This is a genomic window from Brevundimonas sp. LM2 (genome assembly GCF_002002865.1).
In the GTDB taxonomy this organism is placed as follows: domain Bacteria; phylum Pseudomonadota; class Alphaproteobacteria; order Caulobacterales; family Caulobacteraceae; genus Brevundimonas.
The window spans coordinates 433,634-458,465 of the sequence record NZ_CP019508.1; the positions used below are offsets into that span (position 1 = coordinate 433,634).

At 66.8% G+C, this 24,832-nt stretch carries 29 protein-coding genes, 1 pseudogene and 1 riboswitch; of the genes and pseudogenes, 19 read left to right on the plus strand and 11 right to left on the minus strand.

Annotated features, from left to right (window positions below; all coding sequences use genetic code 11):
* Positions 1-27: 27 nt before the first annotated feature.
* Together BZG35_RS02205 and trbB are read left to right on the plus strand one after the other, a co-directional pair.
* Complete coding sequence (locus BZG35_RS02205; protein ID WP_253189240.1) at positions 28-423, plus strand: hypothetical protein; 396 nt, start codon at positions 28-30, stop codon at positions 421-423.
* Positions 423-1,379 carry a P-type conjugative transfer ATPase TrbB gene (gene trbB, locus BZG35_RS02210; RefSeq protein ID WP_077354153.1) on the plus strand — a complete coding sequence of 319 codons (957 nt, stop codon included), beginning with the start codon at positions 423-425 and terminating at the stop codon, positions 1,377-1,379. The genes BZG35_RS02205 and trbB overlap by 1 nt, the downstream gene beginning before the upstream one ends.
* A 90-nt stretch (positions 1,380-1,469) precedes the next feature.
* Here trbB and BZG35_RS02215 read toward each other — a convergent pair whose 3' ends face one another.
* From BZG35_RS02215 to BZG35_RS02255, 10 genes and pseudogenes are all read right to left on the minus strand, one after another.
* On the minus strand, positions 1,470-1,883 hold the full coding sequence (locus tag BZG35_RS02215; RefSeq protein ID WP_077354154.1) for an OsmC family protein: 414 nt from the start codon (positions 1,881-1,883) through the stop codon (positions 1,470-1,472).
* Positions 1,884-1,941: 58 nt separating this feature from the next.
* A complete protein-coding gene (locus BZG35_RS02220) occupies positions 1,942-2,928 on the minus strand; it encodes a malate dehydrogenase (protein WP_077354155.1) in 987 nt (328 codons plus the stop codon).
* An 8-nt stretch (positions 2,929-2,936) separates the two neighbouring features.
* On the minus strand, positions 2,937-3,560 hold the full coding sequence (locus BZG35_RS02225; RefSeq protein ID WP_077354156.1) for a DsbA family protein: 624 nt from the start codon (positions 3,558-3,560) through the stop codon (positions 2,937-2,939).
* Positions 3,561-3,591: 31 nt separating this feature from the next.
* Positions 3,592-4,773: a TDT family transporter gene (locus BZG35_RS02230; RefSeq protein ID WP_077354157.1), complete on the minus strand. Its 1,182-nt coding sequence runs from the start codon at positions 4,771-4,773 to the stop codon at positions 3,592-3,594.
* Positions 4,774-4,804: 31 nt separating this feature from the next.
* Positions 4,805-5,338, minus strand: coding sequence for a hypothetical protein (locus BZG35_RS02235; RefSeq protein WP_150125900.1), 534 nt, complete (start codon positions 5,336-5,338; stop codon positions 4,805-4,807).
* A gap of 124 nt (positions 5,339-5,462) precedes the next feature.
* The gene (locus BZG35_RS02240) at positions 5,463-5,966 is read right to left on the minus strand and encodes a hypothetical protein (RefSeq protein ID WP_077354159.1); all 504 of its coding nucleotides are present in this window, start codon (positions 5,964-5,966) and stop codon (positions 5,463-5,465) included.
* A gap of 64 nt (positions 5,967-6,030) precedes the next feature.
* Positions 6,031-7,016, minus strand: a pseudogene (locus tag BZG35_RS18085) (molybdopterin-dependent oxidoreductase).
* Positions 7,013-7,198 (minus strand): hypothetical protein, encoded by a 186-nt coding sequence (locus tag BZG35_RS18095; RefSeq protein WP_207931420.1) that lies wholly within the window; start codon positions 7,196-7,198, stop codon positions 7,013-7,015. Before BZG35_RS18095 ends, BZG35_RS18085 begins: the two are co-directional and overlap by 4 nt.
* A 76-nt stretch (positions 7,199-7,274) precedes the next feature.
* Positions 7,275-7,778 (minus strand): uracil-DNA glycosylase family protein, encoded by a 504-nt coding sequence (locus BZG35_RS02250; RefSeq protein ID WP_171981857.1) that lies wholly within the window; start codon positions 7,776-7,778, stop codon positions 7,275-7,277.
* Positions 7,779-7,940: 162 nt separating this feature from the next.
* Complete coding sequence (locus BZG35_RS02255; RefSeq protein ID WP_077354161.1) at positions 7,941-8,816, minus strand: LysR substrate-binding domain-containing protein; 876 nt, start codon at positions 8,814-8,816, stop codon at positions 7,941-7,943.
* On the opposite strand from BZG35_RS02255, the gene BZG35_RS02260 reads away from it, so the two are divergent.
* The 17 genes from BZG35_RS02260 (at position 8,766) to BZG35_RS02345 (ending at position 24,557) form a co-directional block, all read left to right on the plus strand.
* Positions 8,766-9,332, plus strand: coding sequence for a DUF305 domain-containing protein (locus tag BZG35_RS02260; RefSeq protein ID WP_253189241.1), 567 nt, complete (start codon positions 8,766-8,768; stop codon positions 9,330-9,332). The genes BZG35_RS02255 and BZG35_RS02260 overlap by 51 nt on opposite strands.
* A gap of 3 nt (positions 9,333-9,335) precedes the next feature.
* Positions 9,336-10,775, plus strand: a complete 1,440-nt coding sequence (locus BZG35_RS02265; protein ID WP_077354162.1) for a YncE family protein — start codon at positions 9,336-9,338, stop codon at positions 10,773-10,775.
* A gap of 11 nt (positions 10,776-10,786) precedes the next feature.
* Positions 10,787-11,455 carry an MBL fold metallo-hydrolase gene (locus BZG35_RS02270; RefSeq protein WP_077354163.1) on the plus strand — a complete coding sequence of 223 codons (669 nt, stop codon included), beginning with the start codon at positions 10,787-10,789 and terminating at the stop codon, positions 11,453-11,455.
* A 528-nt stretch (positions 11,456-11,983) separates the two neighbouring features.
* Positions 11,984-12,062: riboswitch (Fluoride riboswitch) on the plus strand.
* A gap of 26 nt (positions 12,063-12,088) precedes the next feature.
* The gene (locus BZG35_RS02275; protein ID WP_253189242.1) at positions 12,089-13,510 is read left to right on the plus strand and encodes a voltage-gated chloride channel family protein; all 1,422 of its coding nucleotides are present in this window, start codon (positions 12,089-12,091) and stop codon (positions 13,508-13,510) included.
* A gap of 35 nt (positions 13,511-13,545) precedes the next feature.
* Complete coding sequence (locus BZG35_RS02280; protein ID WP_253189243.1) at positions 13,546-13,875, plus strand: DUF190 domain-containing protein; 330 nt, start codon at positions 13,546-13,548, stop codon at positions 13,873-13,875.
* A gap of 643 nt (positions 13,876-14,518) precedes the next feature.
* Positions 14,519-14,839 carry a TrbC/VirB2 family protein gene (locus tag BZG35_RS02285; RefSeq protein WP_164952685.1) on the plus strand — a complete coding sequence of 107 codons (321 nt, stop codon included), beginning with the start codon at positions 14,519-14,521 and terminating at the stop codon, positions 14,837-14,839.
* Positions 14,839-15,117 carry a VirB3 family type IV secretion system protein gene (locus BZG35_RS02290; protein ID WP_077354165.1) on the plus strand — a complete coding sequence of 93 codons (279 nt, stop codon included), beginning with the start codon at positions 14,839-14,841 and terminating at the stop codon, positions 15,115-15,117. Before BZG35_RS02285 ends, BZG35_RS02290 begins: the two co-directional genes overlap by 1 nt.
* Before the next feature lie 7 nt (positions 15,118-15,124).
* Positions 15,125-17,548: a conjugal transfer protein TrbE gene (gene trbE / locus BZG35_RS02295; protein ID WP_077354166.1), complete on the plus strand. Its 2,424-nt coding sequence runs from the start codon at positions 15,125-15,127 to the stop codon at positions 17,546-17,548.
* A 13-nt stretch (positions 17,549-17,561) separates the two neighbouring features.
* Entirely contained in the window at positions 17,562-18,248 is a 687-nt protein-coding gene (locus BZG35_RS02300; RefSeq protein WP_253189244.1) for a conjugal transfer protein TrbJ, read from the plus strand.
* Between the two features lie 12 nt (positions 18,249-18,260).
* Positions 18,261-19,676: a P-type conjugative transfer protein TrbL gene (gene trbL / locus BZG35_RS02305; protein ID WP_077354167.1), complete on the plus strand. Its 1,416-nt coding sequence runs from the start codon at positions 18,261-18,263 to the stop codon at positions 19,674-19,676.
* A gap of 2 nt (positions 19,677-19,678) precedes the next feature.
* Positions 19,679-20,362 carry a conjugal transfer protein TrbF gene (gene trbF, locus BZG35_RS02310; RefSeq protein ID WP_077354168.1) on the plus strand — a complete coding sequence of 228 codons (684 nt, stop codon included), beginning with the start codon at positions 19,679-19,681 and terminating at the stop codon, positions 20,360-20,362.
* A complete protein-coding gene (locus BZG35_RS02315) occupies positions 20,341-21,369 on the plus strand; it encodes a TrbG/VirB9 family P-type conjugative transfer protein (protein ID WP_077354169.1) in 1,029 nt (342 codons plus the stop codon). Before trbF ends, BZG35_RS02315 begins: the two co-directional genes overlap by 22 nt.
* The gene (locus BZG35_RS02320; RefSeq protein WP_077354170.1) at positions 21,366-22,583 is read left to right on the plus strand and encodes a TrbI/VirB10 family protein; all 1,218 of its coding nucleotides are present in this window, start codon (positions 21,366-21,368) and stop codon (positions 22,581-22,583) included. The genes BZG35_RS02315 and BZG35_RS02320 overlap by 4 nt, the downstream gene beginning before the upstream one ends.
* Positions 22,580-23,095, plus strand: a complete 516-nt coding sequence (locus tag BZG35_RS02325; protein ID WP_077354171.1) for a S26 family signal peptidase — start codon at positions 22,580-22,582, stop codon at positions 23,093-23,095. The genes BZG35_RS02320 and BZG35_RS02325 overlap by 4 nt, the downstream gene beginning before the upstream one ends.
* Positions 23,096-23,103: 8 nt before the next feature.
* Positions 23,104-23,694, plus strand: a complete 591-nt coding sequence (locus tag BZG35_RS02330) for a lytic transglycosylase domain-containing protein (protein ID WP_253189245.1) — start codon at positions 23,104-23,106, stop codon at positions 23,692-23,694.
* Between the two features lie 234 nt (positions 23,695-23,928).
* Positions 23,929-24,171 (plus strand): hypothetical protein, encoded by a 243-nt coding sequence (locus BZG35_RS02340; RefSeq protein WP_216351876.1) that lies wholly within the window; start codon positions 23,929-23,931, stop codon positions 24,169-24,171.
* Complete coding sequence (locus BZG35_RS02345; RefSeq protein WP_077354175.1) at positions 24,159-24,557, plus strand: AlpA family transcriptional regulator; 399 nt, start codon at positions 24,159-24,161, stop codon at positions 24,555-24,557. Before BZG35_RS02340 ends, BZG35_RS02345 begins: the two co-directional genes overlap by 13 nt.
* Here BZG35_RS02345 and BZG35_RS02350 read toward each other — a convergent pair.
* Entirely contained in the window at positions 24,554-24,820 is a 267-nt protein-coding gene (locus BZG35_RS02350) for a hypothetical protein (protein WP_077354176.1), read from the minus strand. The genes BZG35_RS02345 and BZG35_RS02350 overlap by 4 nt on opposite strands.
* Positions 24,821-24,832: the final 12 nt, after the last annotated feature.

A 24,832-nucleotide genomic window follows, 5' to 3' on the forward strand; every position in this document is an offset into this window, starting at 1 on the left:
GCGGCAAGCGCCCGCGTGCAGGTTTATTTGACCGATCCCAAGATCGTGTCCGGTCTCAATCGGGAGGCCCGCAGCGGCAAGATGCCGCTCAGTCAGGCAGCGGGTCGGGCCATTGCCCGCGGTCTGCAGAAGAGCCCTCAGGCCGATCCCGAGGATCGACTGCTGCAACTCGAACGGTCCCTGCGCGACCATATGAGATCCACCGCGCGCGACATGCAGATCGTCCAGGAACTGTTGATCGAGGTGGCGCGCGCCTTCTTCGTCCGGCTCCCCGACGCGATCGTCGACGAAGATCCCACGGTTCAGGCGGCCGTCGATCGGCGGATCGAACGCCTGTTGGACGCCACGGCCGCCCGCATCGTCGCCGGCCGGACGGAACGTCCTGTGCCTGATGAGGAGCGGTCGTTCGGCCAGAGCAACTGATGGCGATCCATCCGATCATCGCCGAACGCAAGCTCGAGGCGCTGCGCCATGCGCTCGGCGAGACCGTCCTGGCGGCCCTGGTCGAGCCGGCAGTCGTCGAGATCCTCGCCAATCCCGACGGCCGTCTGATCCTCGACCGCAGCGGCGAGGGGCGGCGAGATACGGGTGCGAGCCTGTCGGCCGAGTCGCGGGAGCGGGTGATACGCCTGATCGCGGACTATGTCGGCGAGACGGTCACGCGCGACGATCCCCGGCTCGCTGGGGTCCTGCCCGGCACGGGTGAGCGGTTTCAGGGGATGCTGCCGCCCGTCACCAGCGCGCCTGCGTTCTCGATCCGCAAACGGCCCTCGGTGATCTGGAGTCTGGAGGACTATGTCCGCGACGGAACCATGACCTACCAACAGGCAGCCGTGTTGCGTGGCGCTGCGGAGCAGCGACTCAACATCCTCATCTCGGGAGGCACCGGATCCGGCAAGACCACGCTCGCCAACGCCGTTCTTGCAGAGCCGGCCTTCGCCCGGGATCGGGTCTTCCTCGTCGAGGATACGCCAGAGCTTCAGTGTTCAGCCTGGGACACCGTGTCGGTGCTGACCCGCCGTCAGCCAATCCCGATCGGCGTGGTCGATCTGGTCAGGGATGCGCTCCGGATGCGACCCGATCGGATCGTTGTCGGCGAAATGCGGGACGGGGCGGCGGCCCTGGAGACGCTCAAGAGCTGGAACACGGGCCATCCAGGAGGACTTTCGACCCTCCACGCCAATTCGGCCGACGATGTCTTGCGTCGTGTCGAGGACCTGATCGCTGAGGTTTCCTCGCGCACGCCCCGTCGAGCGATCGCTCAGGCTGTCGATCGGATTGTCCACATCCGTCGTACCGCCTCCGGACGGCAGGTCCAGGCCGTACTCGGTGTCGAGCCTTTGGGCGACGACGGCTACGCGATCAGCGTCCTGGCCTGATTTTATTCGAACCAGAAACTACCGACTCTGACTCTTAGCGGCGGTTTGGAATGTCTGCTTGGCGGCGGCGGGCGACACAATTCGCTAAGATCAACCGACCTCGGTTTCAATCGAGACGGCCCCAACGAGCATGCGGTGGATCGGGCATCGGTCGGCGATTTCAAGAAGTCGGTCGCGTTGCTCCTGTGGGAGGTCTGCCGGCAGGCTGATGGTCCGCACGAAGTGGTCGGAGGGCGTCGCTTCCGGCTGTCGGACCAGAACAACCTCGACGGACAAGGGGCCTATCGCCCAGCCCTTGCGGTTCGCGTAGAGGCGCAGGGTCTGGGCGGTGCAGGAGGCTAGAGCGGCCTGCACCAGTTCATGCGGGGTCGGCCCGAGATCCAGCCCACCCAGTTCGACAGGCTCATCGACGACGAAGCTGGCAGGGCCGGCGCGGACCACGAGTTGCAGGCCGCCGTGGCCCGCATCGTCGGCGAAGGAAGATCGGGGTGTAGAAGCCGTCATGGGGCGCCTTGCTGAATGAGTAGGGGTTGTTCGGTGATTGTCGCGCGATCGACGCGCCTCAGGTGGAGACGATCGAAAGCGCAGCGTCGCGTTCGCCGATGAGTTCCTGAACCGACGCCGCCAGACCGGCGCGGGTGAAGACGTCGAGGTCCAGACTGTTCACAGGCGCATAGCGCCCATCGCGGCAGACCGCCGGTACGCCGCAGACCAGGCCTGCGGGAATACCGTATTCTCCTGTGGCGGGGATGCCCATCGACACCCAGCGACCGTCCGAGCCCTGGACCCAGTCACGCATGTGATCGATGGCAGCATTGGCGGCGGAAGCGGCGGACGATGCGCCGCGGGCCTCCAGGACCGCCGTACCGCGCCGCGCCACCTCCGGGATCAGGGTGTCGCGATACCAGCCGTCATCGCCGATGCGCGCGGCCAGTCGTTCGCCGCTCACCGAGGCGTGGCTCCAATCGGTGAACATGGTGGGCGAGTGATTGCCCCAGACCGCGAGGTGATCGATCGCATCGACCGACACGCCTGCCTTTCGCGCCAGTTGCGCGGCGGCGCGATTGTGATCCAGCCGGATCATGGAGGTGATGGCGCCCTCGGGCAGGTTCGGCGCGGACTGGATCGCCACCCAGGCGTTCGTGTTGGCGGGATTGCCCACCACGAGGACCTTCACGCTCCGCTTGGCGACGGCGTCGAGCGCGGCGCCCTGGGTCTTGAAGATGGCGGCATTGGCGGCCAGCAGGTCACGGCGCTCCATGCCCTTGGATCGGGGACGCGAGCCAACCAGGAAGGCGGCGTCGATATCGTCGAACGCGACCCTCGGATCGTCCGTCGTCCGGATCGCAGTCAGGAGCGGGAAGGCGCAGTCGTCCAACTCCATCGTCACGCCCTTGAGGGCCGGCAGGGCTTGGGGAAGATCGAGCAGGCGAAGGTCGATCGGCGTCTCGGGGCCGAAGACGTCGCCTTGCGCTAGACGGAACAGCAGGGCGTAGGCGATCTGGCCGGCCGCACCGGACACAGCGACCTTGATGGGAGTATTGGGCATTGTGGACCTCAGGGCTTGGAAGATTGGGAAAGAGCTGTGTCGATAGCGATGACCACGCTGTCGAGAGTCAGCGGGCCATCCACCCGGCGGCCCTGAACGAATAGAGTCGGCGTGCCGGTGACGCCCGCATCCTGCGCCCGGCGAACACGCCGTTCCAACGCGGCCATGGCGTCAGGGTCGGCGATGCAGGCTTTCAGCCGGGCCTCGTCGATCCCGAAACGACCCGCGACCCGCACCAGATGAGCCCGCGGGCTCTGTCCACCGGTCCATTCAGACTGGCCGTGCATCAGGGCGTCAATCACCTCGAAATACCGCTGAGACCCCGCACAGCGCGCCAGAAGAACGCCGGCGGCGGAAAGATTCGCAGGGCCGGTGATGAACTCCCGATAGATCAGCTTGACCTGGCCGGTATCCATATAGCGACGGCGCAGTTCGGGCAGCACCTCGATCGCGAACCGGGCGCAGGGGCCGCAGGTGCTCGAAGCGTATTCGATCAGGGTTACCGGGGCGTCCTGACGGCCCAGAACCATGTCATCGGCTTCCGCCGCTTGGGGCGCGCATGCCGTGATCAGGGCGCCGGCTCCCACAGCGATGATCGAGCGACGAGTGGGAACAAGGATATCGGGGTTCATGAGGCCTCCGGGCAGGAAACTGACGAGCGACTCAGCGCGCGCAGGGAATGTCGCGCTTGGCCGCGTCCGTAAGGCAGGGGGCGACGAACAGGTCTCCGCGCCAAGCGCCGCGGATCGTGCGGGCGCCGACGATGAGCCAGAGGATTGCAAGGCCGGCGATCAGGGCCACGCCGAAGATGTTGAAGGCCGGGATCGGCAGCAAGGTCCCCAGCTTCAGGGTCGCGACCGAGAAGACGCCGATCGGGAAGGTGTAGCCCCACCAGCCGAGGTTGAAGGGCAGGCCCTGACGAAGGTAACGCAGGGTGATCAATGCAGCCATGGCTGCCCACCAAAGGCCATAGGCCCACAGCAAAAGGCCGCCGATCAGTCCGATGCCTCTTGCCGCGTCACCGTATTGACCCAGCCCGGAGGCGGTGAAGATCGCCGGCGCGGCCTGACCCAGCACCAGCATGCCAAGGGCTCCGGTGCCGATCGGGCCGAGCGACAGCCAGCTGGACGCAGCCATGCCGGCGTGCGGTAGTTTGTGGATCGCCATGCGCAGAACCAGGATGACGAGGATGCTTAGCGCCAGAGGCACCGACAGCGCCCAAAGAGAGTAGCTGACCACCAGCACGGACAAGGCCGCGTTCGGGTCGGTCAGGTGGGGCGCGATCAGCCCGCCGGTGACGGCCGCGACCTCCGCGGCCACGACGGGCAACAGCCAGACCGCCGTCATCTGGTCGATGGAATGCTCCTGGCGTGTGAACATCATAAAGGGGATGCCGACGCCGCAGGCGACCGCCATCGCCACGTCGATCCACCACAGTGTCTCGGCGAGAGGGACGATGCCGTCGCCCCACCGCGCCAGGCCGAAGGCCATCAGGCCGTTGATGATCGTCGCCAGTCCCATCGGTATGCAGCCGAAGAACATCGAGACGACCGAATGGCCGAAGATGCGGCGCGCGCCGTCGAAGAAGAAGATCCACCGCGCGGCGTAGAGGACGGTGAACAGGGCGAAGAGGCCGATGTTGAAAACCCACAGACCTTCGGCGACCAGCTTCACGCCAGGGATGTCGATCGGAATCTGGTTCAGGGCGATGGCCAGGATGCCTGTGCCCATGGTGGCGGCGAACCAGTTCGGGGTGAACTGGCGAACGACCTCGCTGGGCCGCTGGAGTTTGGCCAGAGGCCGCAGGCCGAAGGCGACGTCGCGAAGGTGAAGGTCATGCGCCATCTGAAGTGTCCTGAACAATGCTGGAATGAAACTAATGGGCGTTGAGGCGACAGATCACGCCCAGCACGACGGCCGTCACGACCAGAAGAGCCGGCAGGGTCAGCATCTGCAACGCGGCTTCACGGCCGGTGATCCATCCGGTGAAGGTGATGACCCGTCCGTTTAGAAACTCCGAAAGGCTGCGCGTGCGCCGTGCGGGGCCGGGCGTATCGGCCAACAGCGTCAGGCCGGTGAGAAGGCCAAAAAACATGACTCCCAGGACGGTGATGAAGCCTAGGGCCAGGGCGGCTTCGCCACTGCCGAACACCAGCCAGAACACCATGACCATGCTGCCGTAGAGTCCCGCCACGGACTTGACGAGGGCGGGGTGAACGCCGGTCTGGCCCACCTCGGGCTGAAGGCGATGCAGGCTCTGACCATCGCCGACGTCCGGAATATGCGCTGCTTGTTCCGTCGAAGGCGCCGGGAGCAGGGTCTGCCCCTGACGTCGCTGTGCGGCCGGGCGATACCGTATTGCGGCGCCAATCGGCTGGAGATCAAGGCGGGTACGAACGACGGAGCTCATAGCTTATCTCCACTATGGAGTGTTGGCCGACAGTCGGCGCGCTCCTTGATCTGGAGATTGGTCCCGAGCGTTTGTTCTTTCCAACGTGTTGTTTCGATTTGAACGATCGTTTTGTTCGAACGATTTAGCCGGTTGCTCCTGGGATTTCGACCGTCGGAGGACTTGGGTCTGAGCTCTTTTGGGTGATTCCCGGACCCTGTGTCGGCAGTCGCGTGAGATAGGCGACGATCGCGTCGCTATCAGACGCAGCGATAGGAGCCTTGTAGGTTTCCCGCATCTTGACCACCGTGGATCGCCACTGCGCCTCCGTCAGGCGCGGCTGGGTCAGCGCCATGCTCGCCGAATGACAGGATGTGCAGCTTGCATTGACCAGGTCGGCACCGGGCCCTTCGGGATATTGGGACGCTTCATCCGGTAGTTCGATACTGGCCGATGTGAGGGTGAACCCTGCGCCAGAGACGAAGGATGGCGCAGGCGGTGCGGGCGCCGGCGGGGGCGGGGGCGGCGGCGCTTCACGAACTGCTGGAGCGTTCTGGCCGATGATGGCGCCGATCAGGATTACCGAGGTGACTGCCCCGGCGAGCAGGATCGAGACGCCCGTGGAGAAGGGTCTGGAGGGCTTGCTCATGCGAAAGTCACTATCGTCGTTTCCACGCAGGCCCGCATGAAGCCGCCCGGATTTCAGTTCGGCGTCATTGGCTGGGTGACGCCTGCCGTATTGGTGCAACGGGCCATGAAGGGGACGGGGCCACGCGCGGCGATCGAAACTTCTCCGTCAAAGCGACGGAAGCCGTACTTGCCCTGATCAGGCCCCAGACGGGCTGGTCGCCAGGTCCGTCCGCCGTCCGAGGACAGTTGACGCGGGCGACCCCGGTGTCCCCGCCCATGGCGATGCCACCGATTGACAGGCTCGGCTGCCAGGCCACGGGGTGGTCGCCCGCGATACTGGTGATCCAGGATCGTGGAACCATCCGGTTGATCGGAACCGTCGGATAGTCCTTGTCCGTTGGCGATACATTGGCCAGCGGCGTGTCCGGAATCTTGTAGGCCTTGGCCATCCAGTAGCCGTCGTCTGGCTGGTCGAGGACTTCGATGTCATTGAGCAACTTGGCCCAGTAGGTTGAGAACCAGCCCGGCACGATCAGCCGGATTGGAAATCCGTTGAGCAAAGGCAGTTGCTCGTCGTTCATGGCGAAAGCGACCATGACCTCTCCGTCACGCGCATGATCGATGGCCAGGGATTTCGAGAAGTCCGGCGCCCCGGCGACAACAGGCTGATCCAGGGCCCCGAACCGAACGACCTGGGCACCCGGTCGGACGCCGGCCAGATCAAGCAGATGGCGCAAGCTCACGCCCATCCACATGGCGTTGCCCATGGCTCCATGCGCCCACTGCGCCCCGGCACGCGGGGCTGAAACAGTCCTCGGGAATTACCGGAACACTGGTTGACCGCAGCCATCTGGACACGGGGCATGGAGAGGAGATCAGCGAGAGAGACCGTCACCGGCCGGGTGACATGGCCGTGGATTTTCAAGGTGAAGGTGGTGGCGTCGATGGAGGTCGGAACGTCCGCCCAGTGCCAACGCACGAAGAACTGGTCGTTGGGCGTGAAGACATTCTGATCGAAGACCTCCATGGGCGTTTCCAGCAGTGGCGGCCGGCTCCGTTGCAGGATCATCTCGCCCTTTCCCGGATAGCTGGAAGTGAGCGGCCGGGCCGAGGGCCGCCGGGCATGGCCAGGTCGGCGACCTGTTGCGCCCAGGCGGGGTCCGACAGCGTCGCCGCCCCGACAAGACCGCCACCGATCAGGAAGCGACGACGGCCGAGCATCTTGGCCCCGGGGGACTGCAGGTGGATCATGCGGCTCTCCTATTGGTCCAGTCTGGTCCGTGTCAGGCCCGGAAGTCCAACCCAACCTCACTCTGAGTTCGTTCGTTCAGATCGAACGTTCCGCACTTGCAATCGGTTCGTCGAGCAAGCGCGCCGCCGCTTCGAATGCCTCGTCCAATCGCCCCCGATGCGAGGGGTCGGTGTTGATATAGATTGGACTGGGGTGAGGCGCGGGGATGAGACGAACCTCCGGAAAGGCGGCCTTTAGGCTCGGTGCGGCCTGACCGGCGACCCGGCCACAAACGATCGCCGCCTTCAATCGGGGGAGCCGCGCGACGAGGGAAGCGGTTGCGGCAACGCCTGCGGCGATCTCCCCCGTGCGCAAGGGGCGGCTCACCCCACTGCGAAGCCAAGGGACCGTGTTCCAGATCAGCAGACGGCGGCGATCCAGTCGGGAGCCCATGATGGCGCGCCGAAGGTTGCGGCTCGTGCCCGTCGGGTTGTCCATCGAGACGATCCGGTCCTCGGCGGGCCCTGGCGCGGGGGTTTCCAGCAAGACCAGAAGTTCCGCCTGATCTCCGCCGTCAAGAGGATCGAAGCCTGGGGTCATCCGGCAGCCATCATCCGAAAACGGATGAGCGAGTCCGTCTCGCCATTGGTCGAGCGCGTCAAGGTGCGGGTGAGGCGGAGCCCGGTCGCCAGTCATCGATGGCCATATCTTCGACGAACGCCGCGATCCTGCGTGTGCCGTCGCAAACCCGCGCATCGGCGATCAGGACTTCAGCATGTCGAGGAAGGTCTGGCCCGCCTTGGACCGGTATCTTTGCTTATGCCGCAACAACCAGAAGGATCGAGCCGGAAGCGAGAGGGGGAGGCACGCCAGAACACCGGAGCGCAGCCGGGCGGCGACGACAGTGCGCGACACGACGGTCGCCCCGGCTCGTGCGGCGACAGCCGAAGCCACGGCCTCATTGCCGGGCAGGGTCATGGCGACGTCCAGATCCTCAACCGTCAACCCCCGCACAGCCAGAGCCGCTTCAAAGGCTGAGCGCGTGCCGGAGCCCGGCTCGCGCAACACCCAGGACAGGGTCTTGAGGTCGGGCGGACCGGCGCCGTCCTGGGCCATGGGATGATCGGCGGCGACGACCAGCACTAGTTCATCGTGATCCAGAACCGTGCGTGTCAGGGCCGCTTCGTCCACCTCGCCCTCGACCAGCCCCAGCTCCGCCCGTCCGTCGATGACGGCCTGGGCCACGTCCCGGGTATTGCCGATGGCGACGTCGATGCGGATGCCGGGATGGCGAGCGTGGAAGGCGGCCAGACGGGCGGGCAGCCACCAGCCGGCGATGGTCTGGCTCGCCTGGATCGACAGCCGGCCCCGCTTCAGCGCGCCGAGATCATCCAGCGCATCCTCCGCCGCCGAGGCGCGAGCGAGGACAGCGCGCGCTTCTTCCAGAAAGACCTGTCCCGCCGCGTTCAGGACGATGCTGCGGCCGACGCGGTCGAACAGGGCCACGCCATGCCGCCCCTCCAGCGTGGTGATCGCCGAACTGACGGCCGACTGGGTGAGATTCAAAGCCTCGGCCGCGCGGGTGACGTGCTGCCGCTCGGCGACGGCGACGAAGATGCGGAGCTGGTCGAGCGTCATATCGAGAGCCTAAGGCGTTCACCGGTCCAAGCACAGGGATCGTTCGATGGCGACGAACGTTCCGAGCGGAACTTCGCGTTGGCGGCGGGCGTGAACGGCGTCCAGGATCAGGCGATCATGGAGAACCGCCGCATGACCTTACCGCTGAAACTCATTGCGCTCATGGCCGGGTCAGCCCTCGCCGGGGCTGTGCTTATGGCCTTCGCCCAGGCGCCCCGCTCCCCCTTCGATACGGAAATGACCGAGGCCATGTTGCGCATGCACACCGCCATGACGATCGCGCCGACCGGCGATTCCGACCGCGACTTCGCCGCCATGATGATCCCCCATCATCAGGGCGCGGTCGACATGGCGCGGATCGAACTCGCCTACGGCAAGGACGAGCCGATGCGCCGTCTGGCCCAGGGGATCATCGTCGAACAGACCCAGGAGATCGCCTTGATGCAAGACTTCCTCGACCGCTCGGCCACCCGTCCGACGTCCAACGCGCCCGCCTCACCTCATACCGGACACTGACCCATGACTTTCGTTTCGAAGACGCCCTTCGTCCTGGCGCTTGCCCTGATGGCATCCCCGGTCCTGGCCGATCAGGTTCCCGGCGCGGCGGCGGCGCCCGCCATCCCGATCAGCGGGCAGGATCGGTTCTATTCGGCCGACCAGTTCTCCAACACGGTCTCGGTGGTCGATCCCTCGACCAACAGCCTGCTGGGGGTGATTTCCCTCGGCGAGCCGACCCCGGCCAACCTCAGCCCGCTCTACAAAGGCCAATTGCTGGTTCACGGCATCGGCGCGGCGCCGGACGGCAAGACGATCGCCGTGGTCTCGATCGGGTCGAACTCGGTCAGCTTCATCGATACGGCCACCAACGTCGTCAAACACACGACCTATGTCGGACGCTCTCCGCACGAGGCCTTCTTCACACCGGACGGCAAAGAGGTCTGGGTCACGGTGCGGGGCGAGGCCTACGTTTCGGTGCTGGACGCCGCGACCTATCAGGAGACAGCCCGGGTCGAGACGCCCAACGGGCCGGGCATGACCATCTTCTCGCCGGACGGCCGTTACGCCTACATCTGCTCCAGCTTCAGCCCCGAGACAGTCGTGGTCGGGACTGCGACCCGTGAGATCGTCGGTCGGGTGGCCCAGGCCAGTCCGTTCTGCCCAGACATCGCCGCCACGCCCGATGGGAACCAGGTCTGGATGACGCTGAAGGACGTGGGCAAGACGATGGTGTTCGACGCCCGTCCACCATTTGCCGTGCTTCAGACGCTCGACACCGGCCCGCTGACCAATCACGTCAACATCGTGCGAAATCGGGATGGTCAGTTCGCCTATGTCACTGTGGGGACCGAGAACGTCGTCAAGGTTTTCCGCACCGACACCTTCGACCCCGTGACCGAGATCGCGGTGGGGTCGCTGCCGCATGGTCTGTGGCCCTCCGGCGACGGCTCGCGAATCTATGTCGGGTTGGAGAATGGCGACGGCGTGGCGGTCATCGACACCCTGGCCAACCGCGTGATCGCCACCGTGCCGGTCGGTCAGGGACCGCAGGGCGTCACCTATGTGCCGCGTGCGGTCACCGAGGGTGACGGCAAGGCCAACCTCATGCCCCTGGGCGCCGCGCGCGCCTCGCATCAACTCGTTCTGACGGGCGACGGCGACGCCCGGTCCCAGGCAACCCTGTTTGAGCAGGGGCAGGTCCAGATGCTGCAGATCGCCGCCGCAGGCCTCGAACCCGGCAAGCCCTATGTCCTCGCCTTCGCCAATGCGGCGGACGGATCAGGGACGCTGGAGCCTCTCGCGAAGTTCATGACCAATCCAGCCGGATCCGCCGTGGTCAACGCGGTGGGTCCCATCCGCCAAGTCGTCGCCACCGACGCCGGCGCACCCCGCCGTTGGCTGGTCATCGCCTCGGGAACGCCGGAGGCGATCGGCCCGGTCGTCCAGAGACAGTCGGAATAGGACCGGCCGCCATGCGTATCGACAAGTTCGTCCATAGCTGCCTGCGCCTGACGATCGGCCAGGAGCGACTGCTCTTCGATCCGGGCAAGTTCTCGTTCGTGGACAGACGGGTCGATCCCGCTGTCTTTTCGGACGTCTCGGCGATCGTCCTGACGCACGGCCATCCCGACCACATCGACCCTGACGCTCTGGGCAGGATCGTGCAGGCGAGTGGCGCAACGCTCGTCGGCAACGGCGAGGTCGCCAACAAGCTCAGCGAGAAGGGCCTGTCGGTCACGGTGTTCGAGGAAGGCGAACGGACCTTCGGCGCGTTCCGGCTACAGGCCCAGCCGGTCGCGCATGAGCCCATCCTGTCGGACGAGAGCCCACAACTGACCGCCTTCCTCGTCAACGACGTCTTCTTCAACCCGGGCGACAGTTTCGACAGCCGTCTGGATCGATTCGTGGGCGTGGAGGTGCTGGCCCTTCCGGTGATGGCGCCCTTTCTGACCGAGCTCACCGTCCATGCCTTCGCCAAGCGGATGAAGCCGAAATCTGTCGTGCCGGTCCATGACGGCTACGCGCGCGACTATTTCCTCAAGCAGCGTTACGACGTCTACGAGCCCTATCTAGACAAAGTCGGGATTAAGCTGCACCGGCCAATGACGCCCGGAGACGGGTTTGACGTCGCCGACCAATGACGATTGACGCAGCCTGCGTCTCCATCGGCTTGGCGCGATCGCGAGCAAAAGGTCGTGGCTCGCCATGGTCACTCAGGTGGATGTCGCCCTTGCGAGGTGACCGTCGTGTCAGCTCATGGCGCGTTGCCGATACGCGTAAATAGGCGGCGCGAATGGTGCTCGCGCCTCATAACGGCAGGCTTAAGGCCACGCCGCTTGACCAGGTGAGGCGGGCGCATGCGCCAGGATTAACGGATCGAAGCGACCACGCGCCACCAAGCTGTCGGGTGAGCGCGGTGATGATCCGAAGGCCGAGACTGATCGGTTCGCCGCCCGCAAAGCGGCCCTAGGATGTTCGCTACATGCCATCGACCGGGCGCGTCTGCGGTTCCGTGAACAGCCGGCGTGGGCCGTAGCGAAGTCGTCGCCACTTGGCGCACCTCGGAGGCCGTGCCTGCGCTGGTACATTCCGCTAAGCCGACGTGCTAGGTGCCGCCATTGGCGTTAACAAGGGCAGGGCGTTGACACCGACAAGATCGACACCTTATTCGTAGTTCTGGCGATGGATTTCCGCCTGGCGTCATGCCGAACCGCTCCTCAGGAAGGAGCTGATGATTCCTACTTTCGTGCGGCTAGCCGCTCAAAGGAGGAATCGTGCCTGTAGAGTCCAATCAGTCGTATCCACCATTTGCCGCCTTTATTCGCAGGCGTGCCGATCACCTGATTTCGGCCTTGCGGTGGGCGCTGATCATTGCGCCCACGGCCGCCATGATCGGCTCGCTGTGCGCTCTGTTTCTGTGGAGTCTGGACCTCGCAACGCGGGCGCGGTTCGATCACCCCTGGTTGCTGTTTCTGCTTCCTTTGGCCGGCCTCGCGGTCGGCTTGCTTTATCACCGGCTCGGACGCGAAGCGGAGGGAGGCAACAATCTGATCGTGGAGCAGATTCACGAGCCGGGGGGCGGCATTCCCCTTCGCATGGCGCCGCTCATCCTGATCGCGACTGTCATCACCCATCTGTTTGGTGGTTCGGCGGGTCGGGAGGGCACAGCAGTGCAGCTGGGCGGCAGCTTGGCCAGCGCCTTCGCAAAGGTCTTCCGATTGGACCCGCCCGACATACGCGTCTTGTTGATGGCCGGAATCGCTGCGGGCTTCGGCGCGGTGTTCGGTACGCCCGTGGCCGGGGCGGTCTTCGCGTTGGAAGTGCTGACCGTTGGGCGCATTCAATACACGGCCCTGATTCCCTGCCTTGCGGCGGCGTTGGTCGGCGACTGGGTCTGCCACGCCTGGGGCATCGGGCATATCGCCTATCAGATCGCCTATCATGTCGCGCCGAGCGCGTTCGCGATCGAACCTTTGATGTTGGCCAAGGTCGCTGTGGCCGGCGTCGCCTTCGGCCTTGTCAGCCTGTTGTTCGCCGAGGCGCAGCATCGCATCAGTGCGTTATTCAAACGCCTTATCCCGTATGCGCCCTTTCGCCCGGCTGTGGGCGGGGTGATCCTGATTCTGATGGTGTTCGCTTTGGGCACCCGGGAGTATCTCGGGCTGGGCGTCTGGTCGCCCAATCCGGGCGACGCGACCATTCTCGGCTTCTTCGATCCCAGTCACCCTGACTATTGGAGCTGGCTGCTGAAGCTCGCCTTCACCGTCGTCACGCTGGGGGCGGGGTTTAAGGGGGGCGAGGTCACGCCGCTGTTCTTCATCGGCGCGGCGCTGGGCAACGCCCTGGCTTGGCTACTCGGCGCGCCGCCGGAACTGTTCGCCGCCCTCGGCTTCGTGGCCGTGTTCGCCGGCGCTTCGAATACGCCCCTCGCCAGCACCATCCTCGGCGTCGAGCTCTTCGGCGGCGAACATACGGCCTATATCGCAGTGGCTTGTTTCGTCGCCTACCTCTGCAGCGGCCATTCGGGCATCTACCTTTCCCAGCGTCTGGGCGTTCCCAAGAGCGACGCCGGTCTGCTCAAGCCGGACATGCCCTTGCGCCAGGCCCGCCTTCTGACCGTGGCCGCCACCTTCCGGCGAGGCGTGGCCGGCGCGTCCCCATCGTCCCCCGCACCTCCGGCGAGCGAGCAGCCATGACCCTTTCCCACACGGTGTCCGTTCAGGACATCGGCATGATCCGCATCTATCTGAAACCCCGTGAAAAAGCCGTCGAGAGTACGCTCAAACGGTTTTGGCACGCCAAGCCGCTTTATCGTCAGCTCGTCGAACAGGCCAAGGCGTCCGGTCTCGTGAATGCCATCGCCCATCAGACGCATTATGGTTACAGCAATCACGGTCGAGTTCAGGCGGAAGGCTATGAACTCGCCAACCCCGAGCTCACCATGTGCGTCGAACTGATCGGCGCCCGTGAGCAGTTGGAAGCCTTTTGCGCCACCCACGGCGCCGTGCTGGCCAACAAGGTCATCGTCTACAAACATCTTGAACACTGGCGAGTGTCCTGACTATGCGGTCGAGCCGACCGGCCAGCGCATGTCCGCTTAGGGTCGGGAACTGTCTTAGCTAATCGGCCGGATAGGACTCTCGTACCCACCCTCAATGTCGTGTTTGAGGCCGACAGTGAATGACCGCTTCTGGCGCATTTCAGACCCAAGGCGCGCCCCAAATCTCTTGATTCACGCTCCCATCATCGCACCTCGAAAGGGCCGTTCGGGGAGGCAGTCGGCCAAAACTTTCTCCTGGACGCCTCGCCGCACGATCATCGACGGATCGATTGGATGTCCACATCCGGCGGACCGTCACCGGACGGCAGGTCCAGGCTGTGCTCGGCGTCGAGCCCTTGGGCGACAACGGCTAGGCGATCAGTGTCCTGGCCTGAGGCCAATCTTCCACTTGGAATTGAGGCGGCGTCGTTCGGCAACGAGCGCTGCCGGGCACGAAACGCAAGTCGTGGAAAGTCGCCGCCGCAGTCGGGGCGACTTTCGGACCGCAAGTCATCGCAAGTCGTATTTTGAGTTGTGACAAGTTGTCTGTCAGTCGTCCGCAAGTCGCGTAAAATAATCGATCCACAGAGTTGACAACCTGTGGATATATTTGCTTGCAATGTAGTGCATCGCGCTGAGACGCGCTGAACACAGGAAGCAAGACATGCGTGGAAGACTTGGGCGCCGCCTGTTCGGCGCGATGATGACGTGCGGCCTGATGATGGCCGGGCCGGCCCTGGCCGGAGGGTCGGGGATGCCCTGGGAGGGACCGCTCCAGCAGGTGGTCCAGTCCATCACCGGGCCCGTGGTCCAGGCCGCAGCGGTCGTTGCGGTGGTCGTTTTCGGCGCCGGGATCGCGATGAGCGAGAACGGATCCTCGATGCGGCGCGGTCTCGGCATCATGTTCGGCCTCTGCATCGCCTTCGCGGCCTCGACCTTCTTCCTCGACTTCTTCGGCTTCGCCGGCGGGGCGGAGATCGGATGATGGCCGGCTCCCTCCAAGACGGCCGACCGGAGGGCTGGGATCTTCCGGTCGCCCAGGCCCTGACCGAGCCGATCCTCATGGCCGGGATGCCTCGGGACTACGCCATCGCCATGGGGACGATCGCGGTGGTGCTCGGCCTGGCTCTGCGGATCTGGTGGCTCGGCCTTCTGTGGTGGGCCGTCGCCCACGCGATCGGCTTGTGGGCGGCCAGAGCGGACCGCCGGTTCTTCGATGTGCTTCGGCGCCACCTCGCCCTGCCTGGCCACATGGACGCGTGAGGGGCCGATGCGCTTTCTCGAAGAACATCGCAGACGCCCGGCGGCCCTGGCCGACCATCTGCCCTGGGCCGCCCTGGTCGCGCCGGGCGTGATCCTCAACAAGGACGGCTCCTTCACCACGGGCTTCCGGTTCCGGGGACCGGACCTGGAATCCTCGACCGAGGACGAGTTGATGGCCGTCCGGGCGCGTCTGAACAATGCGCTGAAGCGTCTCGGGACGGGCTGGTGCCTGCATATGGAGGCGCGCCGCCGTGAGGCCGCCCCCTATCCGGAGAGCGCGTTCGACCTGGATGTCGCCTGGCTTCTCGATGAAGAGCGCCGAAGCCGGTTCGAGGCTGGCGACCCCGCCTTCGAGACGGATTTTCGCCTGGCCCTGACTTGGCTGCCGCCGGCCGACGAGACGCGGAGAATGGAGCGCTGGCTGTTCGACGGCCTGGCCAAGGGCGGCGCGGACTGGCGCCAGGCCGTGGCGGTCTTCACCCGTGAGGCGGCGACCACGCTCGACCTCCTGTCGGACGCCCTGCCCGAGATCGATCCGCTCGACGACACCGAACTGCTGACCTGGTTGCACGACTGCGTGTCGCCGAGGACCTTCCCGGTCGCCGCGCCGGATTCACCGATGTATCTGGACGCCTGGCTGGCGGACGCCGACCTTTCCGGCGGGATCGCCCCACGCCTCGGCGACCGCTGGCTCAAGGTTGTGTCGGTGCGCGGCCTGCCATCGGTCACCCGGCCCGGCTTGCTCGATGCGCTCGGCGCCCTGCCGTTTCCCTACCGCTGGACGGCCCGCTGGATCGGGCTCGACAAGCCTGAGGCCGAGCGCGAGATCGTCAAGCTGAGGAAGCGCTGGTTCGCCAAGCGCAAGGGTGTCGGTGTTCTCCTGCGTGAAGCCATCACCAAGGAGGAGGTGCCGCTCCTCGATACCGACGCGGCTTCCAAGACCGAGGAGTGCGACGGCGCCCTGGCCGCCTTGGGGGCCGAGGCCTGCGCCTTCGGCTATCTGACCCTGACGGTGACCGTGCTCGACGCGACGGAGGCCGGCGCGGCCGCCAAGGCGAGGGCCATCGAGGCCGCGTTGAACGCTCAGGGGCTGCTGGCCCGGATCGAGGACCTCAATGCCGTGGAGGCCTGGCTTGGCTCCCTGCCGGGCGAGCCCTATGCCGACGTCCGCCGACCGCTCGTCTCGACCCTGAACTTGGCCGATCTGCTGCCGGTGTCGGCGGTCTGGGCCGGCCCGTCCCTGGACCTGAACCTAAACGGCCCACCATTGGCGACGGCCCGGACGACAGGGTCGACCCCCTTCCGTCTCGCGCTCCATGTCGGCGACGTCGGCCATGCCATGGTCGTCGGGCCAACGGGCTCGGGCAAGAGCGCGCTCCTGTCCTTTCTGGCGCTGCAGTGGTTCCGTTACCCGGACGCCCGGGTCGTCTTCTTCGACAAGGGCCGTTCGGCCCGGGCGGCGACCCTGGCGGCCGGCGGTTGCTGGCGTGCGCTGGAGCCCGGCGCGCGGTTCTCGCTGCAGCCTCTGGCGCGCATCGACCAGGAGATCGAACGGGCCTGGGCGTCGGAATGGATCGCCGAGACCGTCCGGCTCGCGGGGCTGGAGCCTGTACCAAGGATCCGTGAAGAGATCTGGGCAGCGCTCGCGGCCCTGGCCGACGCCCCCTTGGCGCAGCGCACGCTGACGGTCTTCTGCGCCCTGGTGCAGGATAAGGCCGTCGCCGCAGCGCTGGAGCCCCTGACACTCAAAGGTCCGCACGGCGCCCTGCTCGACGGAGAGGGCGAGGCGCTCGTTCCCAGCCGGTTCGACACCTTCGAGCTGGAAAGCCTGATGGCCACGCCCTCGGCCGTAGCTCCGGTTCTCTCGGCGCTCTTCCATCATCTCGAACGCAGCTTTGACGGTCGACCCATGCTGCTGGTGCTCGACGAGGCCTGGCTCTTCCTCGGCGAGACCGCCTTTGCCGCCAAGATCAGGGAGTGGCTCAAGACCCTGCGCAAGAAGCGGGTGGCGGTCGTCTTCGCCACCCAAAGCCTGGACGACGTGGCGGCCTCGCCGATCGCGACCAGTCTGATCGAGAGCTGTCCGACCCAGGTCTTCCTGCCCAACCCCCGCGCGCTCGAACCGTCTTCGGCCCGCCTCTATCAGGGGTTCGGCCTGAACCGGCGCCAGCTCGAGCTGATCGCCTTCGCCACGCCCAAGCGGGCCTATTACTGGCGCCAGCCGCGCGGCCGACGCCTGTTCGATCTGCGCCTGACCGGCGTGGCCCTCGCCCTATGCGGGGCCAGCGCGCCGGAAGACCAGACCCTCATCGACGACATCCTCGCCGCCTCCGGAGAGGCCGGATTCGCGCGGGAATTTCTCACAGCCAAGGGAGTGCACAATGTTGATGCCGTTTTCGACGCCTTCGCCCGACCGCTCGCGGCCGAATAGGCCGGTCCAGATCGTGGCCGCGGGCCTCGTGGCCGTCAGCCTGCTGGCGACCGCGACCCCGGCGCCGGCACAACAGGTCGTCTTCGACCCCCGCAACCACATCGAAAATGCGCTTCAGGCGGCGCGTCAGCTGGAGAGCCTGGCCAACGAGGCCAGGAGCCTTGCGGCCTCGCCTTACAGCCACCTGACCGGCAACAGCCAGTCGTTGCGCGACATGGCCGAACTGGCCCGCACGGCGCGCGGGATCGCCAGTTCGGTCAGCGGCCTGGAGCAGCAGTTCGAGAGCCTCTATCCCGATGACCTGTCCGGCTCAGACATGCTGCGGCTTCTGGAACAGGGGCAGGCCCGGACCGCCAACGCCCGGCGCACGGCCGAGGATGTGGCCCGCACGGCGGCCGAGCTCGAACGTCTGGGTCAGGGCCGCAATCAGCGGCTGACGGGCGCCCTCTCGGCCAGCGAGGCCGCTTCAGGCCAGACCGCCGCGATCCAGTCGTCGAACCAGATGCTGGCTGTCCTCGCCGAGGATCTGGCGGCTTTGCGCACCATCATGCTGGCCCAGTCCCGGCTTCTGGCCGAGGCGACGGCGCGCGACGCCGCAACCCAGGCCTCGGGGGACGAGGCCCGTCGCCGCCGCTGGGCGGGCTCGGCCGGAACGCCCGCCGCACCGACCTTCGATCCCCTGTCGCACGCGCGGGACTGAGGAGCGCAAGCGATGTCGGTCGGAGTGGAAACCCCCAATGAGCTGATGATGGTGTTCTCCAACACCATATCGGCCGGATTCGACGCCCTGCAGGGCGCGGTCAACGGCGTCTTCGGGCTCCTGATCGTCCTGGTCGTCGCCCTGACCGGTATCCAGTGGGCGATGTCGTCCAATCGCGAAGTCCTGGCCTCCGGCTTTGGAAAGGTGCTGCTGATCGGGGCCTTCGCCTGGCTGATCAACGACTGGCAACAGCTGTCCGAGACGATCTACGCCGGGTTCATCGAACTGGGGCTGACGGCCGGCGGCGGATCGCTCAGCCGGGCCGACTTCCTCAATCCCGGAGCCATCCTGGCCCAGGGTTGGGAAATCGTGAAGGCGCTCGGCGAGACCCCCGCGCCCGTCGACAATCCGCTCGACGTGGTCGGCAACATGGCCGACGCCCTGATCCTGGGCCTGGCCATGATCGGCATCATGCTGGCCTTCGCCGTGTTGGCCCTGCAGATCATAGTAGCCCTGCTGGAGTTCAAGATCGTCACCCTGGGCGGCTTTATCCTTCTGCCCTTCGGGATCTGGAACAAGTCCGCCTTCCTGGCCGAACGGCCCCTGGGATACGTCGTGTCCTCGGGTCTCAAGGTCCTGGCCCTGGCCATCGTCATCTCCGGGGCCCGGACCGTCTTCGACCAGCTCCAGCCCTCGGCCAATCCCGATATCTACGAGGCGTTGAGCATCCTCGTCGCCGCGATCCTTCTGGCCATGCTGGCGATGTTCATCCCCAATCTGGCCTCGGCCCTGGTGACGGGCGGACCCGCCCTGGGAGCCGGCGCCGCGATCACTGCCGGAATCGCCGTCGGCGGCAGCGCCGCCCTGGCCGGAGCCGGGATCGCGGGTGCGGGCACGGCGGTCGCAGGCGGCGCGGCGAAGATGGCGGGGCCGGCCCGGGCGGCGGCCGGCGCTGCCGGCGGCCGGTCTCCGACCCCGCCGATGTCGCCTCCGCCATCCACACCGCCCAAACCCTCCAATGACAATCCCTCGCCGTCGGGTCCGCGCCGACCGTCGGGCGGGGCGATGTCCGCCGCGCCGACATTTCCCTCCAGCGGCGTTTCCGAACCTGCGGTCGCCTGGCAGCCTCGCCAAACGTCGGGATCGCCTTCGGGAGAAGCGTCGGGATCCGGCGGCGCGGCCAACGACGGCGCCGGTGCCGGGGCGCGGCCAGGCCGACCGGCCGAAAAGCTCGCGGCGGAGGCTGAGGCCGCCAAATCCGATTTCCATCGGGCGGCCGCAGGTTCGCCCGCGTCCGGCGGGTTGAAGCCGCCGGCGCGCGCCCAGGCGCTTCAAGCCTTCTTCGTCGCCAACGCCGGGCGCGGCCTCATGCCTGCCGGTGAGACCAGCGGCGTCCTGTCTCCCAATCTGAGAACCGAGGAGTCCTGACCATGCACCCCTTCTTTCGTCCCAAACGCGCCCTGGCCTCCGCGCCCGAGACGACCCCCTATCAGCGCGCCGGCCAGATCTGGGACGACCGGATGGGGCTGTCCCTGGCCCATGCCCGGAACTGGCGCCGTATCGCGGTGGCCAATCTCGTCCTCGCCGGTTTCCTTGGCGCGGGTTGGTGGGTCCAGGCCGACAGGGCCGTCGTCAAACCCTTCGTGGTCGAGGTCTCCGATCTCGGACAGACCCAGAGGATCACGGCGATCGGCGGCCGCTACGAACCGACCGAGGCCCAGATCGGCCACGCGCTGGCCGGCTGGGTGCGTGACGTCCGCTCCAAATCCATCGACCCGATCGTCATCCGGCAGAACTGGCTTCGGGCCTACGACCTGATGACCCCCAAGGCGGCGAGCTTCCTCAACGCCTGGGCCCAGACCCACGACCCGTTCGCCGAGGTCGGGCGCGAGGCTGTCAACGTGGAGGTGCTCAACGTCGTGCGGCGCACCGAGCGGACCTACGATCTGCAATGGCGCGAGACTCGCTTCGTCAACGGCCAGCAGGCCGGCGTCGAGCGCTGGCGCGCCCTGATCACCACAACGACCCAGCCGCCCCGCACCGAGGCCGAGCTGATGAAGAACCCCCTTGGACTGAAAATCGAGGACGTATCATGGACCCCCGACGCTTCCTGATCCTGGCCGGCCTGGGCCTCAGCCTGTCCGGCTGCGCCGTATTCGGCCGAACGACCATGCCGCCGACGGTTGCGCCGCTGCCTGTCGTCACGGCCGAGGCTGCCGTCATCGCCGAAGCCGAAGCCCTGCCGCAATCGACGGTGCAGGTCGATGATGCGCTGGTTCCCGATGCGACCCCGGCGCCCGCCGTTCCCGTCGGCACGCCCTATGAGGCGCAGCCGACGGCCGTGGCGCCAGCGACGGGGATGACCGGCCGCCGCGCCATCGTCGCCGCCAATCTGGACGCCCGGGCCCCGTCCCGTTCGGACGCCTTCGTCGGCGGGGTCCAGGTGTTCGCCTGGTCTCCGGGTCGGGTGTTCGAGGTCTGGACAGCGCCTCTGCGGGTCACCACCCTGACCCTGGGCGCTGGCGAAACCCTCGTCTCCAAGGCGGCCGGCGACACCGTCCGCTGGCAGATCGGCGAGACCACCTCCGGCGACGGGGCAGGTCAGCGAACCCATGTCCTGCTCAAGCCGCTGCAACGCGGGTTGGAAACCAACCTGGTCCTGACCACCAACCGACGGGTCTATTTCATCGACCTGAAAAGCGGTGACGCCTCAGGCTTCAACGCGGCGGTCGCCTGGGACACCGGGGCGATGGATCCCCCGGCCATGGCGCCGATCGTCGAGGCGGCGGATATCCGCGTGTCGGACCCGGTGGCGATGCCGGAGGGGCCGATCGACGCCCGCTACCGGATAGAGCCGCAAGGGCGCCGTGCACGGTGGACGCCGGCCTCGGTCTTCAACGACGGGCAGCGCACCTTCATCGCCTTCGACCCCGATCTCCAGATCGACGAGTCCCCGGCCCTCTTCGTGATCGCCGACGACGGCGAGACCCAGATGGTCAACTACCGCCAGGCCGGAGGTCTGTTCATCGTCGATCGCGTCTTCGACCGCGCCGAACTCAGGCTCGGCGATCGACGCCCCCAGATCGTCCGCATTCGCCGCCTCCAGGGAGCCGCCCGATGACCCCGGACCAGGACATCCCTCACGACCCCGACGACGTCGCTTCCTCGGCAGCGTCCGGCGTCGGCCCTGAGGTCAGACCCGACATCACCAGCAAGGCCAAGGCGCCGCCGCCTGGCCTGTCGATGCGGGCTCCGCGTCCGCCGGTCACCCGGCTGCGCAAGTCTGTCGTTCAGACGATCGTGATCGGCGGCGTGATCCTCGTCTCCGGCTCCCTGGCCTGGGCCTTCATCGTCCAGCCGGAACTGCGCGACAGCGCCCGGCTCCGCGCCGTCGAAGGCCGGCAAGACCAGGCCCGGGGCTCCGTTCGGCCCTCCGAAGCGGTCACCGACCAGCCCGCAACCTATGACCGGCTGCCCGAGCCCCGCGTTGGGACCGAGCCCGAGACGGCTGAGCCTGGTGTTCCGCCGCCGGCGCCCGCGCCGGGCCGGTATAGCGCCGGTTATGCGCCATCGCGGACGACCCGGGCGGCCGGGCCCAGTCCGGGCGACCAGGCGGCGCGATCGGGCTTGTTCTTCGAGGGGGCGTCGACCGGGGCCGGTCCTGCCCCGCGTGCCGGGACGGGTCCAGCGACGGCCGGCGCTCGTGCGGACGCTGCGGACGTCGGCGCCACCTATAATGGCCACACCCTCACGGCGCCGCTGTCACCCTATGAGCTGAAGGCCGGCGCGATCATTCCTGCGGTCCTGTTGACCGGGGTGGACACCGCGCGCGCCGGGCCGGTCGTCGCGACGGTCTCGCAGAACGTCTATGACACCGTCAGCGGCCGCCATCTCGTCCTGCCCCAGGGGACCCGGCTCATCGGCCGTCATGAGGGCGAGAGCGCCTACGGCGACCGACGCGCCTTTCTGACCTGGGACCGGCTGATCCTGCCCAACGGCAAAAGTCTCGTCCTCACCGGCGAGCCCGGCGTAGACGCGCAAGGCGCGGTCGGGGTTCGGGGCCAGGTCGATCGGCGGCTATTCCCCTTGCTGGTCGGGACCCTGTTCGCCGGCGCGATCACCACCCTCGGTCAGGTCGCACGCGACGGCGATGGCGAGGGTTCAGGCGGCCTGCTCGGCGACGCCGGTGACGCCGCCGCCATCGAGGGCTCCCAAGTCGGGGGGCGGCTCGTGGACCGGGAGCTGGACGTCCGGCCGTCGATCCGTCTGCGCGCCGGCGCTGCGGTCCGCGTGATGATCACCCGCGACCTGATCCTGGAGCCGTACCGGCCATGACCTGGACCCCTCTCGATACTGGAAACCGCTGGGCCGTGCTCGGCGTCACCGTCTTCTTCCTCACCCTGGGCGCCCTGATCGCCGACCAGACGCCAGCCCTGGCTTTGGTCAACGAGAGCCCCAGCGTCCCGCGTGGCCTGTATCTGCGACATCCGCGCGGCGCGCCGGAGAGGGGCGCGATGGTCGCTCTGCCCCAACCCCCGATCGCCCGGCGCTATCTGGGCGCGCTCGGCATGCCGGACGAGGTCCTTTTGATCAAACGGGTCGCGGCCGTCGGCGGCGATCCCGTCTGCCGGCAGGGAACTGCGGTTCGAATGCCTGGCCGCGTGGCTCACGTTCTGGATCGTGATCGGCGCGGCGCGGCTCTGCCCGGCTGGACCGGCTGCCGTCGGCTCGCGCCGGACGAGCTCTTCCTGCTCGGCGACACGCCGGGAAGTTTCGACAGTCGCTATTTTGGCCCCGTCCGGACCCGAGACTTGGAGGGGGTGTTTCGGGAGACCCTGACATGGTGAGATCCTTTTTGGCCGCCCTGGCCCTGGCGCTTGCAGCGGGCAACGCATCCGGTCAAACGGTCGACTGGCGCAACGCCGGCGGCGATCTGTTCGGCCGTCCCGCCGCGCAGCCTGTGTCGGACGTGGCCGGCGTCTATGACCTCACGCCCCGACTTCCGCCCCTTTCACAGCCGTTCATGGACGCGATCGCCGTCGCCGCCGAGCGCCACGGGATCGACCCCAAGATGCTTCATGCCCTGGTGATCGTGGAATCCGCATATCGGGTCGATGCCGTGTCTCCGGTCGGGGCCGGCGGCCTGACGCAGTTGATGCCGGGAACGGCGGCGGATCTCGCGGTCAGAGACCGGTTCGATCCGATCGAGAACCTCAACGGCGGAGCGGACTATCTGGCCCGGCAGCTGCTCCGTTTCGGGGACGTTCGACTTGCGTTCGCGGCGTATAATTCGGGACCCGATCGGGTCGCCAGGCTCGGCCGCATACCGAATATCGCAGAGACGCAGGCCTACGTCGCCGCGGCCGTTGACTGCTACCTCGCGCTGTCAGCGGGGCGGGGCGCCCGCAATTCCCGAGAGTGCAGGGCGCCGGAGGCCGGCCGATGATCCCGGCGACGGAACCGGTCGTTCCGTCCGCCGGGGCGACCGATGAGGATTTGCTGACCCGCAAGGAAGCGTCCGCCTTTCTGATCCAGTTCGGCATCCGCATGAAGCCCGAGACCCTCGCGCGGCTATGGTCGACCGGCGGCAATGGCCCTCCCTGTCTCCACGTGCGGCACAGGCCCTTTTACCCGCGTGGCGTGCTTCGCGCCTGGGCCTTGGAACAGGTCAGTGCTCTGCGTGCTTCTGCGCCTCCGGCGGCCAGGGGCCGGCGTCATGGGTGAGGCCTGTCTGGAAGGGTTCAGGACCGAGTGGGCGCCCACCGTGGCGGACCTGCTGATCGACCCGGCGGTCAGCTTCGCCCTGAAGGACGTTCTTCGCACCTGGGAAATCCGTGATCCGGTCGATGCGGCGCGAGACGCCCGCTTGCTGGCCGAGGTTCTGGAACGCCGGGCGGACGAGGCGGTGTCATGGATCGGGTGACCGTTCCTCCCTTCGACGAGCTGGAGGACCGCATCCTGCCGTGGTCGCAGGTGAAGGTGATCTGCGGTCTGAGCCGGACGACGGTCTGGCGCATGCAGAAGACCGGAGATTTCCCGGCCTGCGTCCAGGTCTCGCAAAACCGGGTAGGCTGGTGGCAGAGCGAGCTGCTGGCGTGGCGACGGGCGAGGACACCGAAGCGTTTGCCGGAGCCCCGGGCCATAGTGGCGGCGGAGCCGGTTAAACCGCCAGTCAGGAGAATTCTGGAAGACCCGCCTAGATCGGCGGCGGCTCAGGCTGCGACCGGCTCGGACCAGCCCGTCAGGAGTCGTCGGAAACGGAAATCTGGTGTTCCGGAGAACCAGGCTGCGTTCGACTTCGGGGGCTAGGGGGCGGACCGGGTCGATTGGATTCGCTTGAAACGGACGCGGTCGGCGCCGGCGATCAGGAAGGCGTCGAAGCCGGCGTCGCCCCAGGCCTTGCGCTGAACGTGGGTCGTGGCCGGGTCGGTCGTGTTCGCCCACCACTGCGGCTGGCCCGCACTCTTGGGCAGCATATAGCCGATCTTTCGCTCCATCTCGACGAAGGAGAGCTCGAGTTCTTCGGACTTTTGCTTTCGGAGATAGTCCCGGAGCGGATCGTATTTAGCCATGCTCGTTTCTTA

What these genes read in the sequence shown, in the direction of transcription:
- trbB (WP_077354153.1), top strand. Translation starts at nt 423, where the DNA reads ATGGCGATCCATCCGATCATCGCCGAACGCAAGCTCGAGGCGCTGCGC.
- BZG35_RS02215 (WP_077354154.1), bottom strand. Translation starts at nt 1,883, where the DNA reads ATGACGGCTTCTACACCCCGATCTTCCTTCGCCGACGATGCGGGCCAC.
- BZG35_RS02220 (WP_077354155.1), bottom strand. Translation starts at nt 2,928, where the DNA reads ATGCCCAATACTCCCATCAAGGTCGCTGTGTCCGGTGCGGCCGGCCAG.
- BZG35_RS02225 (WP_077354156.1), bottom strand. Translation starts at nt 3,560, where the DNA reads ATGAACCCCGATATCCTTGTTCCCACTCGTCGCTCGATCATCGCTGTG.
- BZG35_RS02230 (WP_077354157.1), bottom strand. Translation starts at nt 4,773, where the DNA reads ATGGCGCATGACCTTCACCTTCGCGACGTCGCCTTCGGCCTGCGGCCT.
- BZG35_RS02235 (WP_150125900.1), bottom strand. Translation starts at nt 5,338, where the DNA reads ATGAGCTCCGTCGTTCGTACCCGCCTTGATCTCCAGCCGATTGGCGCC.
- BZG35_RS02240 (WP_077354159.1), bottom strand. Translation starts at nt 5,966, where the DNA reads ATGAGCAAGCCCTCCAGACCCTTCTCCACGGGCGTCTCGATCCTGCTC.
- BZG35_RS18095 (WP_207931420.1), bottom strand. Translation starts at nt 7,198, where the DNA reads ATGATCCACCTGCAGTCCCCCGGGGCCAAGATGCTCGGCCGTCGTCGC.
- BZG35_RS02250 (WP_171981857.1), bottom strand. Translation starts at nt 7,778, where the DNA reads ATGACCCCAGGCTTCGATCCTCTTGACGGCGGAGATCAGGCGGAACTT.
- BZG35_RS02255 (WP_077354161.1), bottom strand. Translation starts at nt 8,816, where the DNA reads ATGACGCTCGACCAGCTCCGCATCTTCGTCGCCGTCGCCGAGCGGCAG.
- BZG35_RS02265 (WP_077354162.1), top strand. Translation starts at nt 9,336, where the DNA reads ATGACTTTCGTTTCGAAGACGCCCTTCGTCCTGGCGCTTGCCCTGATG.
- BZG35_RS02270 (WP_077354163.1), top strand. Translation starts at nt 10,787, where the DNA reads ATGCGTATCGACAAGTTCGTCCATAGCTGCCTGCGCCTGACGATCGGC.
- BZG35_RS02280 (WP_253189243.1), top strand. Translation starts at nt 13,546, where the DNA reads ATGATCCGCATCTATCTGAAACCCCGTGAAAAAGCCGTCGAGAGTACG.
- BZG35_RS02285 (WP_164952685.1), top strand. Translation starts at nt 14,519, where the DNA reads ATGCGTGGAAGACTTGGGCGCCGCCTGTTCGGCGCGATGATGACGTGC.
- BZG35_RS02290 (WP_077354165.1), top strand. Translation starts at nt 14,839, where the DNA reads ATGGCCGGCTCCCTCCAAGACGGCCGACCGGAGGGCTGGGATCTTCCG.
- trbE (WP_077354166.1), top strand. Translation starts at nt 15,125, where the DNA reads ATGCGCTTTCTCGAAGAACATCGCAGACGCCCGGCGGCCCTGGCCGAC.
- trbL (WP_077354167.1), top strand. Translation starts at nt 18,261, where the DNA reads ATGTCGGTCGGAGTGGAAACCCCCAATGAGCTGATGATGGTGTTCTCC.
- trbF (WP_077354168.1), top strand. Translation starts at nt 19,679, where the DNA reads ATGCACCCCTTCTTTCGTCCCAAACGCGCCCTGGCCTCCGCGCCCGAG.
- BZG35_RS02315 (WP_077354169.1), top strand. Translation starts at nt 20,341, where the DNA reads ATGGACCCCCGACGCTTCCTGATCCTGGCCGGCCTGGGCCTCAGCCTG.
- BZG35_RS02320 (WP_077354170.1), top strand. Translation starts at nt 21,366, where the DNA reads ATGACCCCGGACCAGGACATCCCTCACGACCCCGACGACGTCGCTTCC.
- BZG35_RS02325 (WP_077354171.1), top strand. Translation starts at nt 22,580, where the DNA reads ATGACCTGGACCCCTCTCGATACTGGAAACCGCTGGGCCGTGCTCGGC.
- BZG35_RS02345 (WP_077354175.1), top strand. Translation starts at nt 24,159, where the DNA reads ATGGATCGGGTGACCGTTCCTCCCTTCGACGAGCTGGAGGACCGCATC.
- BZG35_RS02350 (WP_077354176.1), bottom strand. Translation starts at nt 24,820, where the DNA reads ATGGCTAAATACGATCCGCTCCGGGACTATCTCCGAAAGCAAAAGTCC.